Annotated in this window: 13 protein-coding genes; 4 read left to right on the forward strand and 9 right to left on the reverse strand. The window is 63.1% G+C overall.

Annotated elements, in window-relative coordinates:
• Positions 1-122: 122 nt before the first annotated feature.
• Positions 123-1,034 (reverse strand): hypothetical protein, encoded by a 912-nt coding sequence (locus ACQP2U_RS00610; protein ID WP_433712857.1) that lies wholly within the window; start codon positions 1,032-1,034, stop codon positions 123-125.
• Positions 1,035-1,584: 550 nt separating this feature from the next.
• Between ACQP2U_RS00610 and ACQP2U_RS00615 the strand changes: the two genes are divergently transcribed.
• Positions 1,585-1,875, forward strand: a complete 291-nt coding sequence (locus tag ACQP2U_RS00615; RefSeq protein WP_433712858.1) for a helix-turn-helix domain-containing protein — start codon at positions 1,585-1,587, stop codon at positions 1,873-1,875.
• A complete protein-coding gene (locus tag ACQP2U_RS00620) occupies positions 1,872-2,204 on the forward strand; it encodes a helix-turn-helix domain-containing protein (protein ID WP_433712859.1) in 333 nt (110 codons plus the stop codon). Before ACQP2U_RS00615 ends, ACQP2U_RS00620 begins: the two co-directional genes overlap by 4 nt.
• 296 nt (positions 2,205-2,500) lie before the next feature.
• On the opposite strand, the gene ACQP2U_RS00625 is transcribed toward ACQP2U_RS00620, so the two are convergent.
• Positions 2,501-4,030, reverse strand: coding sequence for an IS1634 family transposase (locus ACQP2U_RS00625; protein WP_433712860.1), 1,530 nt, complete (start codon positions 4,028-4,030; stop codon positions 2,501-2,503).
• 553 nt (positions 4,031-4,583) lie between these two features.
• Between ACQP2U_RS00625 and ACQP2U_RS00630 the strand changes: the two genes are divergently transcribed.
• Positions 4,584-5,201: a hypothetical protein gene (locus ACQP2U_RS00630; RefSeq protein ID WP_433712861.1), complete on the forward strand. Its 618-nt coding sequence runs from the start codon at positions 4,584-4,586 to the stop codon at positions 5,199-5,201.
• A gap of 306 nt (positions 5,202-5,507) precedes the next feature.
• Entirely contained in the window at positions 5,508-5,678 is a 171-nt protein-coding gene (locus tag ACQP2U_RS00635; protein ID WP_433712862.1) for a hypothetical protein, read from the forward strand.
• A gap of 185 nt (positions 5,679-5,863) precedes the next feature.
• On the opposite strand, the gene ACQP2U_RS00640 is transcribed toward ACQP2U_RS00635, so the two are convergent.
• The 7 genes from ACQP2U_RS00640 to ACQP2U_RS00670 form a co-directional block, all read right to left on the reverse strand.
• Complete coding sequence (locus ACQP2U_RS00640; protein WP_433712863.1) at positions 5,864-6,118, reverse strand: IPT/TIG domain-containing protein; 255 nt, start codon at positions 6,116-6,118, stop codon at positions 5,864-5,866.
• 1,611 nt (positions 6,119-7,729) lie between these two features.
• The gene (locus tag ACQP2U_RS00645) at positions 7,730-8,152 is read right to left on the reverse strand and encodes an NUDIX domain-containing protein (RefSeq protein WP_433712865.1); all 423 of its coding nucleotides are present in this window, start codon (positions 8,150-8,152) and stop codon (positions 7,730-7,732) included.
• Between the two features lie 83 nt (positions 8,153-8,235).
• Positions 8,236-9,051 carry a class I SAM-dependent methyltransferase gene (locus ACQP2U_RS00650; RefSeq protein WP_433712866.1) on the reverse strand — a complete coding sequence of 272 codons (816 nt, stop codon included), beginning with the start codon at positions 9,049-9,051 and terminating at the stop codon, positions 8,236-8,238.
• Between the two features lie 535 nt (positions 9,052-9,586).
• On the reverse strand, positions 9,587-9,964 hold the full coding sequence (locus ACQP2U_RS00655; protein ID WP_433712868.1) for a DUF4870 domain-containing protein: 378 nt from the start codon (positions 9,962-9,964) through the stop codon (positions 9,587-9,589).
• Between the two features lie 532 nt (positions 9,965-10,496).
• A complete protein-coding gene (gene aat, locus ACQP2U_RS00660; RefSeq protein WP_433712869.1) occupies positions 10,497-11,234 on the reverse strand; it encodes a leucyl/phenylalanyl-tRNA--protein transferase in 738 nt (245 codons plus the stop codon).
• A 542-nt stretch (positions 11,235-11,776) separates the two neighbouring features.
• Positions 11,777-12,094, reverse strand: a complete 318-nt coding sequence (locus tag ACQP2U_RS00665) for a DUF222 domain-containing protein (RefSeq protein ID WP_433712871.1) — start codon at positions 12,092-12,094, stop codon at positions 11,777-11,779.
• Positions 12,095-12,294: 200 nt separating this feature from the next.
• Positions 12,295-12,756: a phage tail protein gene (locus tag ACQP2U_RS00670; protein WP_433712872.1), complete on the reverse strand. Its 462-nt coding sequence runs from the start codon at positions 12,754-12,756 to the stop codon at positions 12,295-12,297.
• Positions 12,757-13,167 lie beyond the last annotated feature (411 nt).

Below are 13,167 nucleotides of genomic sequence, written 5' to 3' on the forward strand. Positions count from 1 at the left end.
GGGTTGTTGATCGTGTCTACCCTCGCCGAGGTCCGTGCTACGGCGACCCCCAACCGTGCCGATACCGGAATCGGTTGGGGTGCAAGGTGGATCATCGTGTGCGCCGGCTGCACGCCGTCGCCTCAGAAGCCGCCCCCGCAGGAGGAGAAGCCGCCACCGCAGGAAGTTCCGCCGCCGTAGCTGGAGTGGCCGCCGATGTATGGGCCGGAACGGGTCGGCGGGCGAGACGGGATGCGTCGGGAATCGTTCCAGTGGCCGGGAGCTACTACGGCCCACCAAGTTGTGAAATCCGCGCCGCTGACGTGCTCGATCTCGGCGCGATCGGCGGCGGCCCAGTGCACGGTGTAGCCGGTGAGGTGGTGCGTGGGGCGCTGGAGCTCGTCGATCAGTTCGCCGGTGGTCAGGGTCGAGTCGTCGGCGCGGAAGACGTGGACGGTTTGGTCGGATTCGGTGACGCGGTAGCTCCATCGGGTCTGGGCAGCCAGCTCGGTGAAGCGGTCATCGCGTTTTTCCCGCTCGCGCTGGGCTTTCCAGAGTCGCGCCTGTTCTTCCTGTGCGCGTGCGTCGGCCTCGTGCACGCGGGGCTCGATCTGCTCGCGGACGGGGCGGTAGCGCTCGGCGATGTCGTGCAGCCGCTGTTCGAGTCTGTCGAATGCCTGCCGTGACGCGGTCCGGCTGCGGCGGCGGGCCGCCGACCAGCCGGAACCACGCCGCAGTCCGGGTGAAAAGAAACCGCCCTCGATCCGCATGCCGAGATCGCGGACGAGCTGCTGTTCAGCGGTCCACAGTGCATCCAGCGCGGCGGTCTGGGCCCGGGCCCACGCGGCGGATTCCCCGTCGGTGGCCTCGACCCGGATACTCCGCCTCGCCGTCCTGCGGTCGAGACAGGTCCACCCGCGCTCGTCCCGGCCTTCGGGCGTGTCGACGGCATAGATCTCGACGAATGCCCGGCCCGGGTCGAAACCCGCCATCTGCCGGTCGTTCAGGGCATAGCGGAAATTGAACGAATAGCGGTACAGCGTCACCGATACCATCGTGTTCCTCCCCCACGGGTACCTCCACGATAGCGCCGGACTGCGGCATCGGGGGATCGAGTTGTGACACTCGATTCGACCAGCCGCGCATCATCGCCCCGGAATATGCCCACTCCGCACATTGACTCTTGGCGGTCGTATTCCGCTGCCCTGCGCTCGAAGTAGGGGATGTGCTTGAGGACATCGGCGTCTTCTTTGGTGTTCGGCCCTCCGAACGAAGGCTTCCATGACGGCATGACTGGCCGCGCCGCATTCCTTTCAGGGTTCAGGCCTATCGCATGCCAGCAGAGTGACCGCGCGAGCACGGCCGGGGTGTGCGCAAACCAGCAGAACAGGCCACGAGCACCGTCGGCATCCAGCGGCTGGCACCCCTTCCAGTCAACCTGCGTGCTGACATCGGCGCTTACGGGTGGCAGCATTCGGCGATGCCTATCCGCTCCGAGGTCGGTACCACGATGCAGGTGTGCAGCGACCAGCAGAAAACGGATTCAGATCCCAACGGAGACCCGGTTGCCGGTTGATGCGCGCCTGGGAATACCAAACTCCGCAGATGGCCTCCCAGACGCCGCCGGAGGGCGCGTCTTCACCGGATGCAGGCCTACGCCTCTACACGGTTGCACAAGCCGCGGAGATGCTTGCGGTCACCGGGGACTGGTACCTCAAGCAAATCAGAGCGCGGAAGCTGCCCGCTGGCAAAGCAGGTCGCGCATGGCGGGTTGCCGCACAAGACATCCGTGATGCGATCGATTCGATGGCCATGCCCGCTTTCACACCGACCAGGGACCCCTCAGGGCTCAGCGAGCGCAGCCGCCGGCGCTTTCGTGCATCGAGAGGCGCATGAGCATCGATCGAGCACGCGCCTCCGACGATTCCGAGCGACCGCAGCAGATCAGCTACAGCGTGGCGCAAGCACATACAGCCACCGGACTGAGCGAGTGCACCCTGAGGCAACTGGTCAGGGAAGGAAAGATCGCGGCCCGCTACTACGGCACCAAGATCTTGATCGACGCGGAATCGCTTCGCAGCTATATGAATCCCTACCAAGCGAACGCCAAGTTGATCGAGACTGCGCCGCCAACCGATTCTCGACATTCGAATAGAGCGCCCCCGTCCTCCGATAAGGCTGCTGTCTCGAATCCAACGTTTGTTGAACACGAACGGCGCTACTGACTTTGATCCCAAGGTGGTGTCGAGATCCGCGACCAGAACCAGCGCCACCCTTCCCGGACAGACCGTTGTCCCGTCGGGCGGTACCACTTAGTGCGGATAAACCGCTTGGGAGCCAGGCGGTCTCGGCGTGCGGGTCGACTCGTTCATCTGCAACATGAACCCAGCCGAAGCTCTGCGCCCAGCGCCGTCTCAAAACCTTTCGTTTGTTGGACACCGGCCCGGTTGGGTGGAATCGCGAGAACGTCCGCGCCGGGGCGGTGTTCAACAAACGTGTCGAAAACCTGACTTCGGCCAAATTAGTGCGCAAATCCACCGAGGCCGTCGTGTTCGTGGATGTGGCTGAGGATTTCGGCGAGGTCGGCGGGTAGAGGGTCTGCGGCGGTGAGGGTTTGGTTCCCGGCGCGGATCTCGATGGTGCGGTAGCGGCGGGCGGTCTGGACGAATTTCCTTATGCTCCAACTGGTTCGGTGCTCGATCCAGTGGCTGACGGCTAGCGCGGCGAACACGATGTTCAGGTGTGCTTCGATGGATTCGCGTTTGTGGTGGTAGATCGGGCGAGCCGCCGAATCATGCTTTGACATGCGGAAACTCTTCTCCACGTGCCAGAGCTGGTGGTAGGCGCCGATAACGAACTCCGGGGTGGCGCTGGTGAGGTTGGTGGTGTAGCCCTTGATCCCGGCCAGTGCCCGGGTCTTGGTCTCCAACGCGCGGTCGACGGTCTTGGTGGCCCCGGCGAGTTTGATGAACCGGTTGCGTTTGACCGGTGCCTTGCCGTCCACGGCGCGTTGCGCTTTGGCGATCTGCTCGTCGATGCCGCGCAGGCTGCGCCGCGCGCGGTCGGCGCGGTATTGGTAGTAGATGACCCGGTCGGGGATGCCGCGGGCTTTCTCGCTGCTGCTGGCAGGCCAAGGCTGGGTGAACACCTGTCCGTCGGGGATCTGCTGGCCGGGGTGTTTGCGGCGCCATTCGTCGATCACCGACGGTAGGCGGGGGATTTTGGTGCCGAGGATGAACGTGAGGCCGGCGGCTTGGATGGCGGTCTGGTTGGCTTCGGAGATCATGCCCGCGTCGGCGACGACGGTGACATCGGTGAGCCGGTGCGCGGTCTTGAACGCGTTGATCACCGGCAGCATCGTGGCGGTCTCGGCTTTGTTGCCTTCGAACGCCGACACCATCAACGGGAATCCGGTGGCGTCGGTGAGCAGGCCGATCGTGATCTGCGGTTCCAGGCGGCGTTCCTTGGAGAACCCGGGCTCGCGGAACCCGTCGCCGGCATCGGTTTCGAAGTACAGGGTGCTGACGTCGTAGAGCACCAAAGTGGCCGGACCTAGCCCGGCGTGGCGAGCGCATGCAGCCGAAATCCCTTGACGGAAGTTATCTTTCGCGAATTCCGGTAGCCGCCGAGTCAGCGTCCGATACGACATCGACTCGATGCCGGTCTCGGACAGGACCCGCAGCGAGTCGGCCTTGGAAGTCGGCTCGATGACCCGCGCCAGCACCAAATCCCGGAAAACCTCATCACCACCGGCGGCGTCATCCAAGCCCAGAACCTGGTAGGCCCGGCACAACCCATCCCACAAATGGCCCGCCCGTGAACTAACGATTTCCAATGTCGCACTGGGTATTTCGGCCGATCCGAGGCCGAGATCGAACTCGGCCTGCCCGCCCGCCAGACGCTGGCACGCCGCAGCCTGCAACGCTTCGAGCTCCTTCTGCCCGTGAGCCGACCCGACATGCTCGATATCGCGCGACCCTCGCCGCGAGGACCACACGATCTGTACCGCGGTCGCCCCCGAGGCGGTCTTCACCGTGCGCACGTACGCCACCCCGAAACCCTACGAACGAGATCGACTTAGTGCGCACATTTTCACCAACCCGACAGCAACAGCGCAGGTCACCGCGCCGCCACCGGCCACAAGATCGAACTGTGTCCTAATTCAGGTCGAAAATGGTTGGTGTTCAACAAGTCTTGTCAGACCTTTCTCGTACAGTCCCGGATGTGGTCAGCCGCGCACTCGACATCGACGAACCGATTGCCCTCGATGGCGATGCGCTCGATCCGATCGGCGGTGGCGGTGCTCTCTGGGTGTGGGCGAGCCGACGACCGTATTGATGCGTTGTGCCCAGCAGTAGATCGGGATCTGGCGCTACGTCTACGAGCACGGCCCCAACACAGGTGCCCCAGCCGATCAGCGCCCGTTGCTCGCTTCCGTTTACCCGGCGCCGGGGGCGGAGTGCTGCTCTCCAACCGGTCACATGGGAGACAGAACTGCAGTGACTTCGAAACTGTGTGTGGCGTACCACACACCACTGGATTCGACGCCTAAGGTCTGACTCGGTCCGCCCATCCCGGGGCAGCTGAGTGGAGGGATTCGAAGAATGAAGTTCGAGAAGATCACTGCCGCTGTTTTGATCGCCATCTCGGCCGTGGGTGTCACGGCGGCAACCGCGCATGCAGAGCTGGCCGGCACGGAGCAGCCGACTGCGGTGAGTGTGGGGGACACGACTTCCGGTGTGGATCACGGAATCAACTACCAGATCACCGTTTCGCCAGTCGACAGGGTCATTATCGCCACCGTCGAGAATGGCAAGTTCGAGATCGCGCAGAACGGTGCGGTGGTGCTCGAGTCCGGCGACGGAGCGGCGGTGACCGAAATACCGCAGTGGTTCGCCGTCGACGGGCGTTCGATCGCGATTGCGCAGCACGTCGGTGCCGACGGTCGCACTCTGGCGGTGACGCCGACCCCGACGGCAGAAGATATTGCGCAACTGAAGGACATCAGCTCCTACGACCGGCTCAAGGAGCAGATCAACAAGAACCTGCCCGGCGTCGTCGGCGGTGCCATCGTGGGCGGTCTCCTCGGGGCGTGTCTGCCCCTGATATGGGGGATCAGCATCCCCGCGGGTGTGCTGATTGGTGGCACCGTCGGCGGATACGTCGTGGGCGGCCCGGAGTTCGGCGATGCCGTGCAGGCGTTCGCCACCGGTCAGCCGTGATCACGGGCAGGGAAATGGCGGACAACTGGTGAAGGTTGAGGAGCATCTGCGAGAAATCGGGGTTGCGGACTGGCAGGAACCGCTATTCAAGTATTCGGCGTGAGGACCCCGGAGTTGCCCAGCCGCAACGGTCAGTTCGTCGCAGATGGTTAGCGGTTCCAGGTGCTCCTGCTTGCCAGGTGTGCCCCAAACGTAGGAAGGGGCAATAACTGCCGGTAGCCATGATGTTGGCGGGCAGCGGATCTGGCGGATGGGGGCACGTGTTTTCGGGGTGGGTTATCGGCACTGCTGCGTATTCGGTTCTGAATGAACACCCTCAACGCGATCCTTCTTCAGGCTCTGGTCAGCCTGATCATCGTCTTGGTCGGGCTCCTGGTGGCGGCGGTCGTCGTCGGCATGGCTCGCCATGAAGGAGCCTCGTGGACCAAGGCTTTCAAGCAGGAGGCGGCAGATTCGTCGCGTCGAGCACCCTGCTGATCGCCGCGTACGCCACTTTCGTTCTGCTCCCATGACCAGCCGACCGGGTGCGGCTCCGAGCCGCACCCGGAAGCGTTCGACAACGCAGGATATGGCCTTGCATCATGTGCAGAGGGGCGCCGTGCAGTCGACTTCGAACATCGACAGGCGGCCCCTATACCTGTGACCGCAACGCGATTGGGCCGTCAGACGTAGGTGTAGGGCAGTGAGTTGCTGGTGCCATCCAACTCCACGGTGACGGTGACGTTCACCGTGCCTGTCCCTGTCGGGGAGATGGCCGTGATCTGGGTGTCGGAGTCGATGGTGAATGTGGTTGCCTGGGTACCGAATCGCACGGTCAAGGGACCGACATTACTGAATCCGGAGCCGGTGATCACCACAGAGCTGAAAACCGTCGCAGGGCCGGAAGAGGGTGTCAGGGAGGTGAGAACAGCTGCCATGGTCCGACTCCAAGTCGAAGTAGAATGAAAAGGGTTACGTTGCAATGGATGCCGGTCTTGCTGTGGCAAACCGCTACATATCAAGTAGCCCACCGGAGACGGTAGTTCGGCAATGGATCCACAGTTCGTTCTCTTCCGGTTTGCCCGGTTCGGCGGTTCATCATCCTCCGGGCCGGCCCCGCCGCAGTGCGGTGGTCGCCACAATGATGATGGCCACAGCTCACCACAGCCGCGACCAACCCACACGCTCGAGTAGCTATTCGAAGATTTCAGTCTTCGATCCAGCCCACGGTGAAGAAGAATGCACGCCTTCGACCTTCGTCGGCAGACCTGAACCGACCATCCCGGAAATCGTCGAATCAGGATCAACTTCTGGCAGGGAGTTGACGCAGGACAGCGCATGGGTTTTGCGCCAAATGCGTTGGACGCGGGGGCGTTTCGATGCGGCGATCTCGCTTGGGCGCGGGCGCAATGGGTGGTCGATACAGTTCTGGTTACAGACCGAGATCGTGGTCAGGCACGGCCTGGAGGCAGGTGCAGGGCAGACACCTGGCGGTCTCCTCCAGACCGTGCGGTTCCCTGCTGCGCTGTCTGCTTTCAGCGCGGCAGGGTGCTCATCAGGTGGTGTGCTGGGGTGGAATTCGTCGGCGAGGTCGGCGACGTCGTCGCTGTTCGGGGTAGTCGGCTTCGTTGGTCGTTGCTGGTGAGGGCCTGCGGGCCGGGCGCGTTGGTTTGCTGGTTCGGTCGATGGCGGCGGTGATGTCGGAGGCGGTGAGGAACCACGTCCGGCCTGCCTTATGTCCTGGAAGGTTGCCTGTTCTGAGCTGTATGAGGTACCAGCGGCGTGATTTGCCGCCTACTTCGACTGGGTATGTGGGCTCGTGTGGGGGTGATACCTCGTGACCGGCTTCGGTGGACGGTTCACTTGGACGACTATCCATCTGCGACAACCTGATTCGGCGCAGCGTGAGACCATCGCAGGTGTGAGGTCGAAGGTTGCCCCTCGGTGTCGGCGAGCGATAGGGGAGGCGCGGCAGCCGATTCTGAGGGATAGGAATCTGGCCAGACGCGGGTCAGTGACCTTTGCGTCCGGAAAACGCTTGTTGGCATTGAGTTGTGACCTCGTTACAGGCCGATCCGCGCATCATCCCCTATAACAATGAAAGCGTGTTGGACGCGGATTCGCCAGTCCGAGTGCGGCGTTGGTTCAGATATGTGCGGTATTGCCTTTTCGCATGGTACGTATTTGGCTTCGCGACAGGGCATTCCGGCTCTTCGAACGTCGGTGGGGAGGATCGGTCGCTGTGACCTACGTCGTGCGGCACTGGCGGGCCGAGGTGAGCTGAGCGGCACTGTGGCGGTCTCGCCCAATTCGTGTCGTTCGTTGTCTCGGTTCAGCTCGATTAGGCGATAGTGCTGTCAGCTGCTCGACAACCTCGGTGTGGCTCAGGTCATTTCGCATGAGTAGGTCGTGGAGGTCGGTCCACGATGCCTCTTCGGGAGTGGGCGATTCGTCGCGGGATTCGATTCGTTCCGCCGCCGCGTTGCATCCGCTGGGCGTGATTCCGTGGTTCGTCCTCGTCGGATCGAGGCTTGCTGACCGCAGCCGCGCTATTTGTCGTTGTTCCAGCTGTGCCAGAACGATCTGTTGCCGCTGGCGATGACGGCTTTCAGGGGATTGGGGCGTAGGTCTGTGGTGTCGATTTGGTCTGTTGGGAGCCAGTCGAATTCGAGGTGGTCTTCTTGGCTGGACGGTGTGTCGTCGAGTTCTGCTTCGAAGATGAGATTGAGTTCGTGGTGTGCGTTGCCGCGATCGGTGTACCCGTGCTCGATTACGCCGGCGAAGCCGGTGATCCTGGCTGCGGTTCCGAGTTCTTCGGCGAGTTCGCGGATGAGTGCGGATTCGACGGGTTCGCCGGGTTCGACATGTCCGCCGGGGAGGAAGGCCCATGTTTTGCCGCGTTCGCGTGCCACGAGTAGCCGACCGCCATCGCGGATGATCGCGCGGGCAATGATTTCAGTGGCGGCGCTCATCGGTGGCTCTTCGTGTCGAAGGTCGTTTTTGGTGTGGGTAGGGTGATTTCGGAGTTGGCCAGCCTGTATTGACCATCGGCGCATTAGAACCGGAAGCGCACGATGCGGGTGGATCGTTTCATGCCCGGCAGCAGGTTCAAGAGGCGGAACATGCGGCGTACGTTCGCGGGTGCCTTGGCCATCAGCACCGGTGAGTCGTTCATCGGCGCCTCGTCGACGTATTCGAGCTGCGGGTGCCAATCGGCCAGCGCGGCCGGATCGTTGAAGCCGCAGTGGAACTGGGTGTCGTATTTGCGCAGGGTGGGGTCCCATTTCGAGGTGCGCCATGCCCAGACCGGCACCGTGTCGAACTGTATCTGGCCGCTGGGGAAGGCGTCGACGATGCTGGTCAGCAGTCGCCGGAGGTCGGCCTCGGTCAGGTAGGGCACCAGTCCCTCGGCGATCATCAGCACGGGCCGGCCGCGGGGGATCCGGTCCAGCCAGGTCAGGTCGGTGACGCTGGAGCTGATCAGGGTGTAGTGCTCTCGCTGCGGCAGGAATTGTTGCCGCAGTTCGATGATGGCGGGGTAGTCCAGGTCGTACCAGTCGATGGTGGCGGGTGGGTCGATCCGGTATATGCGTGCGTCGAGGCCGCAGCCCAGGTGCAGCACCACCGCGTCGGGGTGATCGGCGAGGAAGCTTCGGGCCCAGTCGTCGTGGGCCTTGGCGCGTACCACGGCCGCGAGGCCGATCTGGCTGGTGCCGAATCTGCGGTTGTCGTAGTCGGGGTCGAGGCGGCGCATCGCCTGCTCGGCGAATTTGTCGCCGAGGATCGGGTCCGGCAGCCGGTTGTCCAGTGCTTTGGCCCTGAGTACAGGGCTGATGGTCTTCTGCACTCCGACGAGTCCCGTGTCTTTCACGCCAGCGACACTACTCACGTTCTCGGCCCCGCCTACCGAGGCGACGCCCGGCCGCCACCGCCCGATGCCCGATCGTTTGTATGGGTATGGACGAGCCGACGACCGTATTGATGCGTTGTGCTCAGCAGTAGATCGGGATCTGGCGCTACGTCTACGAGCACGGCCCCAACACAGGTGCCCCGGCCGATCAGCGCCCGTTGCTCGCTCCCGTTTACCCGGCGCCGGGGGTTGACCGCAGGCTGCATGTCGTCTCGTGCGACACCGGCGCGTTCATGAATTCGATCCAGAACCGCCGCACCGTGGGCATACGCGCCCTCCTCCCATGGACACCTACCGCCGAGCGCTTGCCCACGATACCGGCGTCTGATCAGGGCCCACCACTCGATAATCGGCATTCTCGGACGTTCCACGCGGACGCCAACGGCCCGAGATAGCCTCGGGCCGTTGATCTTCGGATTGTCGCATCTGGCCCGCAGGCAGGGGTGCCGACCGCATCCTCGATGACGAAATCCGGTTGGGGACTTCGAATATGCCGCTACTTGACCGCGTTGGCCAACTGATCGGCATAGGGGGCAGTGAATTTTCCGACGATGGGAAGCTGCGCGCGGACACCGCCGGTGTTGTTCGCCTGGACCATGGCCATGATCCAGACGACGACCGCGAAGACCGCGACTGCGAGTCCGGCGAGGCTGAAGATGATTCCCAGGACTCCGAGGAGCGAGGCGACGATGCTCAGAACAATATTGACCACCGAGACCGCCCCGAAGAAGACGATCGATTGTGAGGCATGGAATTTCACATCGGGATCGTTCTTTCCGATGAATAGGAAGATGATTCCGGTGAGCCACCCCAGTGCGTAGGACAGGATCGCGCTGGTCTTTTTGTCCAAGCCGGCGGACTGCGGTTGGTTCATGGGAGATTGAGAAGATGTCATAGGGCAAGTAGATGCCGCGCGCGCCACCTACCGATCCCAGGTTTTGCCCGAACCACAGGTCCGGGCCAGCCGGTGACCGGGACGTGGTTCTCTCGACGAGACGACTACCGACGACCTCGAAACGCCTGGGTGATGGCTCATTACACAATCGAGCACCTAAAATCCGCAGAGTAGCCGCGTCGGTCTCCGAGCACCGGCCACTGCACGGCCATCGTCATGGCGCGGTGCGTTCGGTCGGCCTCGGATCGATACAGCCACCTGCAGGTCGTCTGCTCCGCTCCGACTGGTTCGATCAGCGCGGTCTGCAGCATGAGAGTGCGCGCGGCCAGGTATGACGGATGGCGTCGGCGACGTGGATCGGCGTGGTGAATTCATGCCAAAACATCAGTCGAATTCGCTCGGGTCGCGGCATGAGAGTGCGTTTGCGGGTTCGCTCGGCGATCCCGCTCGGCACCCTGATTCAGCATTGTCGTTGGTCGGCACGTTGCTGGCCTGTCGCTTCGGTGATCGTTCACGTCGGTAGGTGGTTGGGGGAGTTAGGGACCGGGATATCGAAGTGCCATGGGCCGGAGAGGCCGGGGCGGGCGGCGGCCTGGGTGTGTAGGTGCAGGTAGTCCGCACGGGGCAGGTCGATGGCGCCGAGGGAGGTGAGGTGGCTGGAGGTGACCTGGCAGTCGATGAGGGCGAAATCCCAGGCGGCCAGTTGGGCGCAGAGCCAATACAGCGCGACCTTGGAGGTGTCACGGGCGCGGGAGAACATGGACTCGCCGGCGAAGGAGCGGCCGCATGCGACGCCGTAGAGGCCGCCGACAAGGTCGCCGTCGCGCCATACCTCGACCGAATGCGCATGACCAAGGTGGTGCAGGCGCAGGTAGGCCGCCAGCATGTCGGAGCCGATCCAGGTTCCGGTCTCCTTGGCACGCGGTGCGGCGCAATTCGACATCACATCGGCGAAGGCGCGATCCATGGTCACCGCGTAGTCGGCATTGGCGACAGATCGGCGATAGGACTTGGTCACCCGCAGGTCGGTCGGCACCAGAATGGTCCGCGGGTCCGGGCAGTACCAGTGGATCGTTTCGCCGGGGTTGTACCAGGGAAAGATGCCCGCGGAATAGGCGCCCAGCAGCCGCTTCGGCGACAGATCCCCGCCGAAAGCGACCAGTCCGGACGGATCCGCGAGCTCGACGGGTGGGAAAGGCTGGTCCGGAGCGACCAGATACATCCGCATCAGGTCGGCAGCGTCGGTCACCGGCCAGACATTACCGACCTGAGCGAGCAGCCTCAGGCTGCGGCGACGGGACGAACCGTCGGGTCCGCGGAGTTGGCAACCGTCGAGCGGGAACTTGCCCAGGCGACTCGGTTGATCGACCGGTCATCGGTCGCACCCGGACCTGAAAGCTCTTCTATCCAGGTGTGGTGGTCACAGGAGTAGGTGGAGCGGAACGTGCCGATCCTGGAACCGACCTCGGGGCTGGAGAAGATGCTGGTGACCGGATCGCGTGTAGCCAGCTGGCTTCCGTGCCACCTCGGTAACGCACGGAACTCCGCAGTTGAGTGCGTTCGTCTACCGGCGCCGCGGCCCGGATTCTGTTCGAACCGACCGGACAAGGCCACATCGAACTAGACCTCTGCCGCTCGCTCGAAGGCCGCGACGCCACACATCTGCGTTACCGCGTGATCCATGCATGAACTTCGAACATCACAGCCATGCTCGGATTCGATCCTCGTGCGTCCGGTCGAGATGAACTCGGCTCGTTGATCTTTCAGAGCTCGAAGCACCCGGGCTCGGCCTCAGCTCGCGGCCGCCAGCACCCTCCACATCTTTCTGGAACGCGAGCGGACCTGCGGAGCCGCGTATTCGATTCGCCGGCGCGCTTCGTCAGCACTGATCCGCAGCAGATCGGTCAATAGCTCCACGGTGTCCCGATAGCCGGTGTCTGCGGCGAGGCCACGACGCTCGGCTTCGGCGACAGCCGCGCGCATGGCAGCATCCAGTCGCCTCCGACGGCGTTCGGTTTCGACGAGGGTGCGCAGCAAGTCGACATCGGCCAGTTCCGGCCATCCTCGTGTTCGAGCATCCGGCGCCAGCGCGGTCGAATGTATGTTCACCCGCAGCAGCCTACCTCAAATATAGAACATATGTTCGATAACTCGACTTGCCGAGTCGGTGTCACTGGACGAAGAACACGTTCCCTATGCCCGCTTGTGTGATTGCCGCGCCTCCCACAAGGTTGCCGATCGCATAGGCGCCGTTCATGAGAGTGGTTTGCAGACCGAAGGTCTCTTGTCGTTGCCGTCCGGTTCGGCGGTCAGTATTCGTTCTTGATGACGAAGTAGGAGCCGCGAATCGTCCCGGCCAACTTCGACTTCTGCCTCGCGAACTTGAACGAGCCGAGTTCCTCGGGGACGTCCATCCCTTCGGAAAGTTTGAATCCGACCGCCCGCTTGTCGCTGCCGTCGACGGAGTACATGACGTTGATGGCGAGCCCGTTCTCGTAGAAGACATAGGCGAAGCGAATATTCGCCACCTCGAACGCCGTGGCTTCCAGGGGCCGTGACGAGATGACGATGCCGCGTTCCTCTTCGAGGATCCGGCTCACCCAGTCGACGGTCGATTCGGCATCTGCCGCAGGTTCCACTGTGAAGTCGTGGCCGTACTTGTTCCTGAAATATCGGGCCTCGTTCGCCCGCAGGCCGGCCAGGGCATCCGCCACCGGCGACGATTCCAGGCCGACGGTCGATACGGTGGTGAAGTCCACGGTGTAGGGCATGGCGAACTCCTCAGCGAATTTGTCCGTTCAACTTCCTGAACCCGGGTATCCATCTCGTCCCGAGACGGCATGGCGAGGTTGAATCGAGCTGGACTCTACAACGCCGTGGGACCACCGCGTGGAGTGCGAAGCGGTCGAGCGGACGTATGCAGTGCTCATAGCGTGAGCCAGGCGGAGACGACCTGGTCGGCGCGGCGTGTCGCAACGGTACCCACGTCCGATAATCGGCGTAGACGTTCAGTTTGCCCTCGCCATGATCGGAATCTGGACCGTGTTCTCCCAGCGGATCGCCTGATGCCGGTGGTCCCATGACTGGTAACGCGGTCGTCCCACAACGGGGTGGCAGACGACTGTCAACATCGGCTCGGCGAGCGTATTCCTCGATGGGTTTGGGTCATCGGGAGATGGACT

This window comes from Nocardia sp. CA-084685 (assembly GCF_050955785.1).
Taxonomy (GTDB): domain Bacteria; phylum Actinomycetota; class Actinomycetes; order Mycobacteriales; family Mycobacteriaceae; genus Nocardia.

Excerpts from the sequence above, each read along its gene's own strand:
- ACQP2U_RS00610 (WP_433712857.1), bottom strand. The coding sequence starts at position 1,034 with ATGGTATCGGTGACGCTGTACCGCTATTCGTTCAATTTCCGCTATGCC.
- ACQP2U_RS00615 (WP_433712858.1), top strand. The coding sequence starts at position 1,585 with ATGGCCTCCCAGACGCCGCCGGAGGGCGCGTCTTCACCGGATGCAGGC.
- ACQP2U_RS00620 (WP_433712859.1), top strand. The coding sequence starts at position 1,872 with ATGAGCATCGATCGAGCACGCGCCTCCGACGATTCCGAGCGACCGCAG.
- ACQP2U_RS00630 (WP_433712861.1), top strand. The coding sequence starts at position 4,584 with ATGAAGTTCGAGAAGATCACTGCCGCTGTTTTGATCGCCATCTCGGCC.
- ACQP2U_RS00635 (WP_433712862.1), top strand. The coding sequence starts at position 5,508 with ATGAACACCCTCAACGCGATCCTTCTTCAGGCTCTGGTCAGCCTGATC.
- ACQP2U_RS00640 (WP_433712863.1), bottom strand. The coding sequence starts at position 6,118 with ATGGCAGCTGTTCTCACCTCCCTGACACCCTCTTCCGGCCCTGCGACG.
- ACQP2U_RS00645 (WP_433712865.1), bottom strand. The coding sequence starts at position 8,152 with ATGAGCGCCGCCACTGAAATCATTGCCCGCGCGATCATCCGCGATGGC.
- ACQP2U_RS00655 (WP_433712868.1), bottom strand. The coding sequence starts at position 9,964 with ATGAACCAACCGCAGTCCGCCGGCTTGGACAAAAAGACCAGCGCGATC.
- ACQP2U_RS00670 (WP_433712872.1), bottom strand. The coding sequence starts at position 12,756 with ATGCCCTACACCGTGGACTTCACCACCGTATCGACCGTCGGCCTGGAA.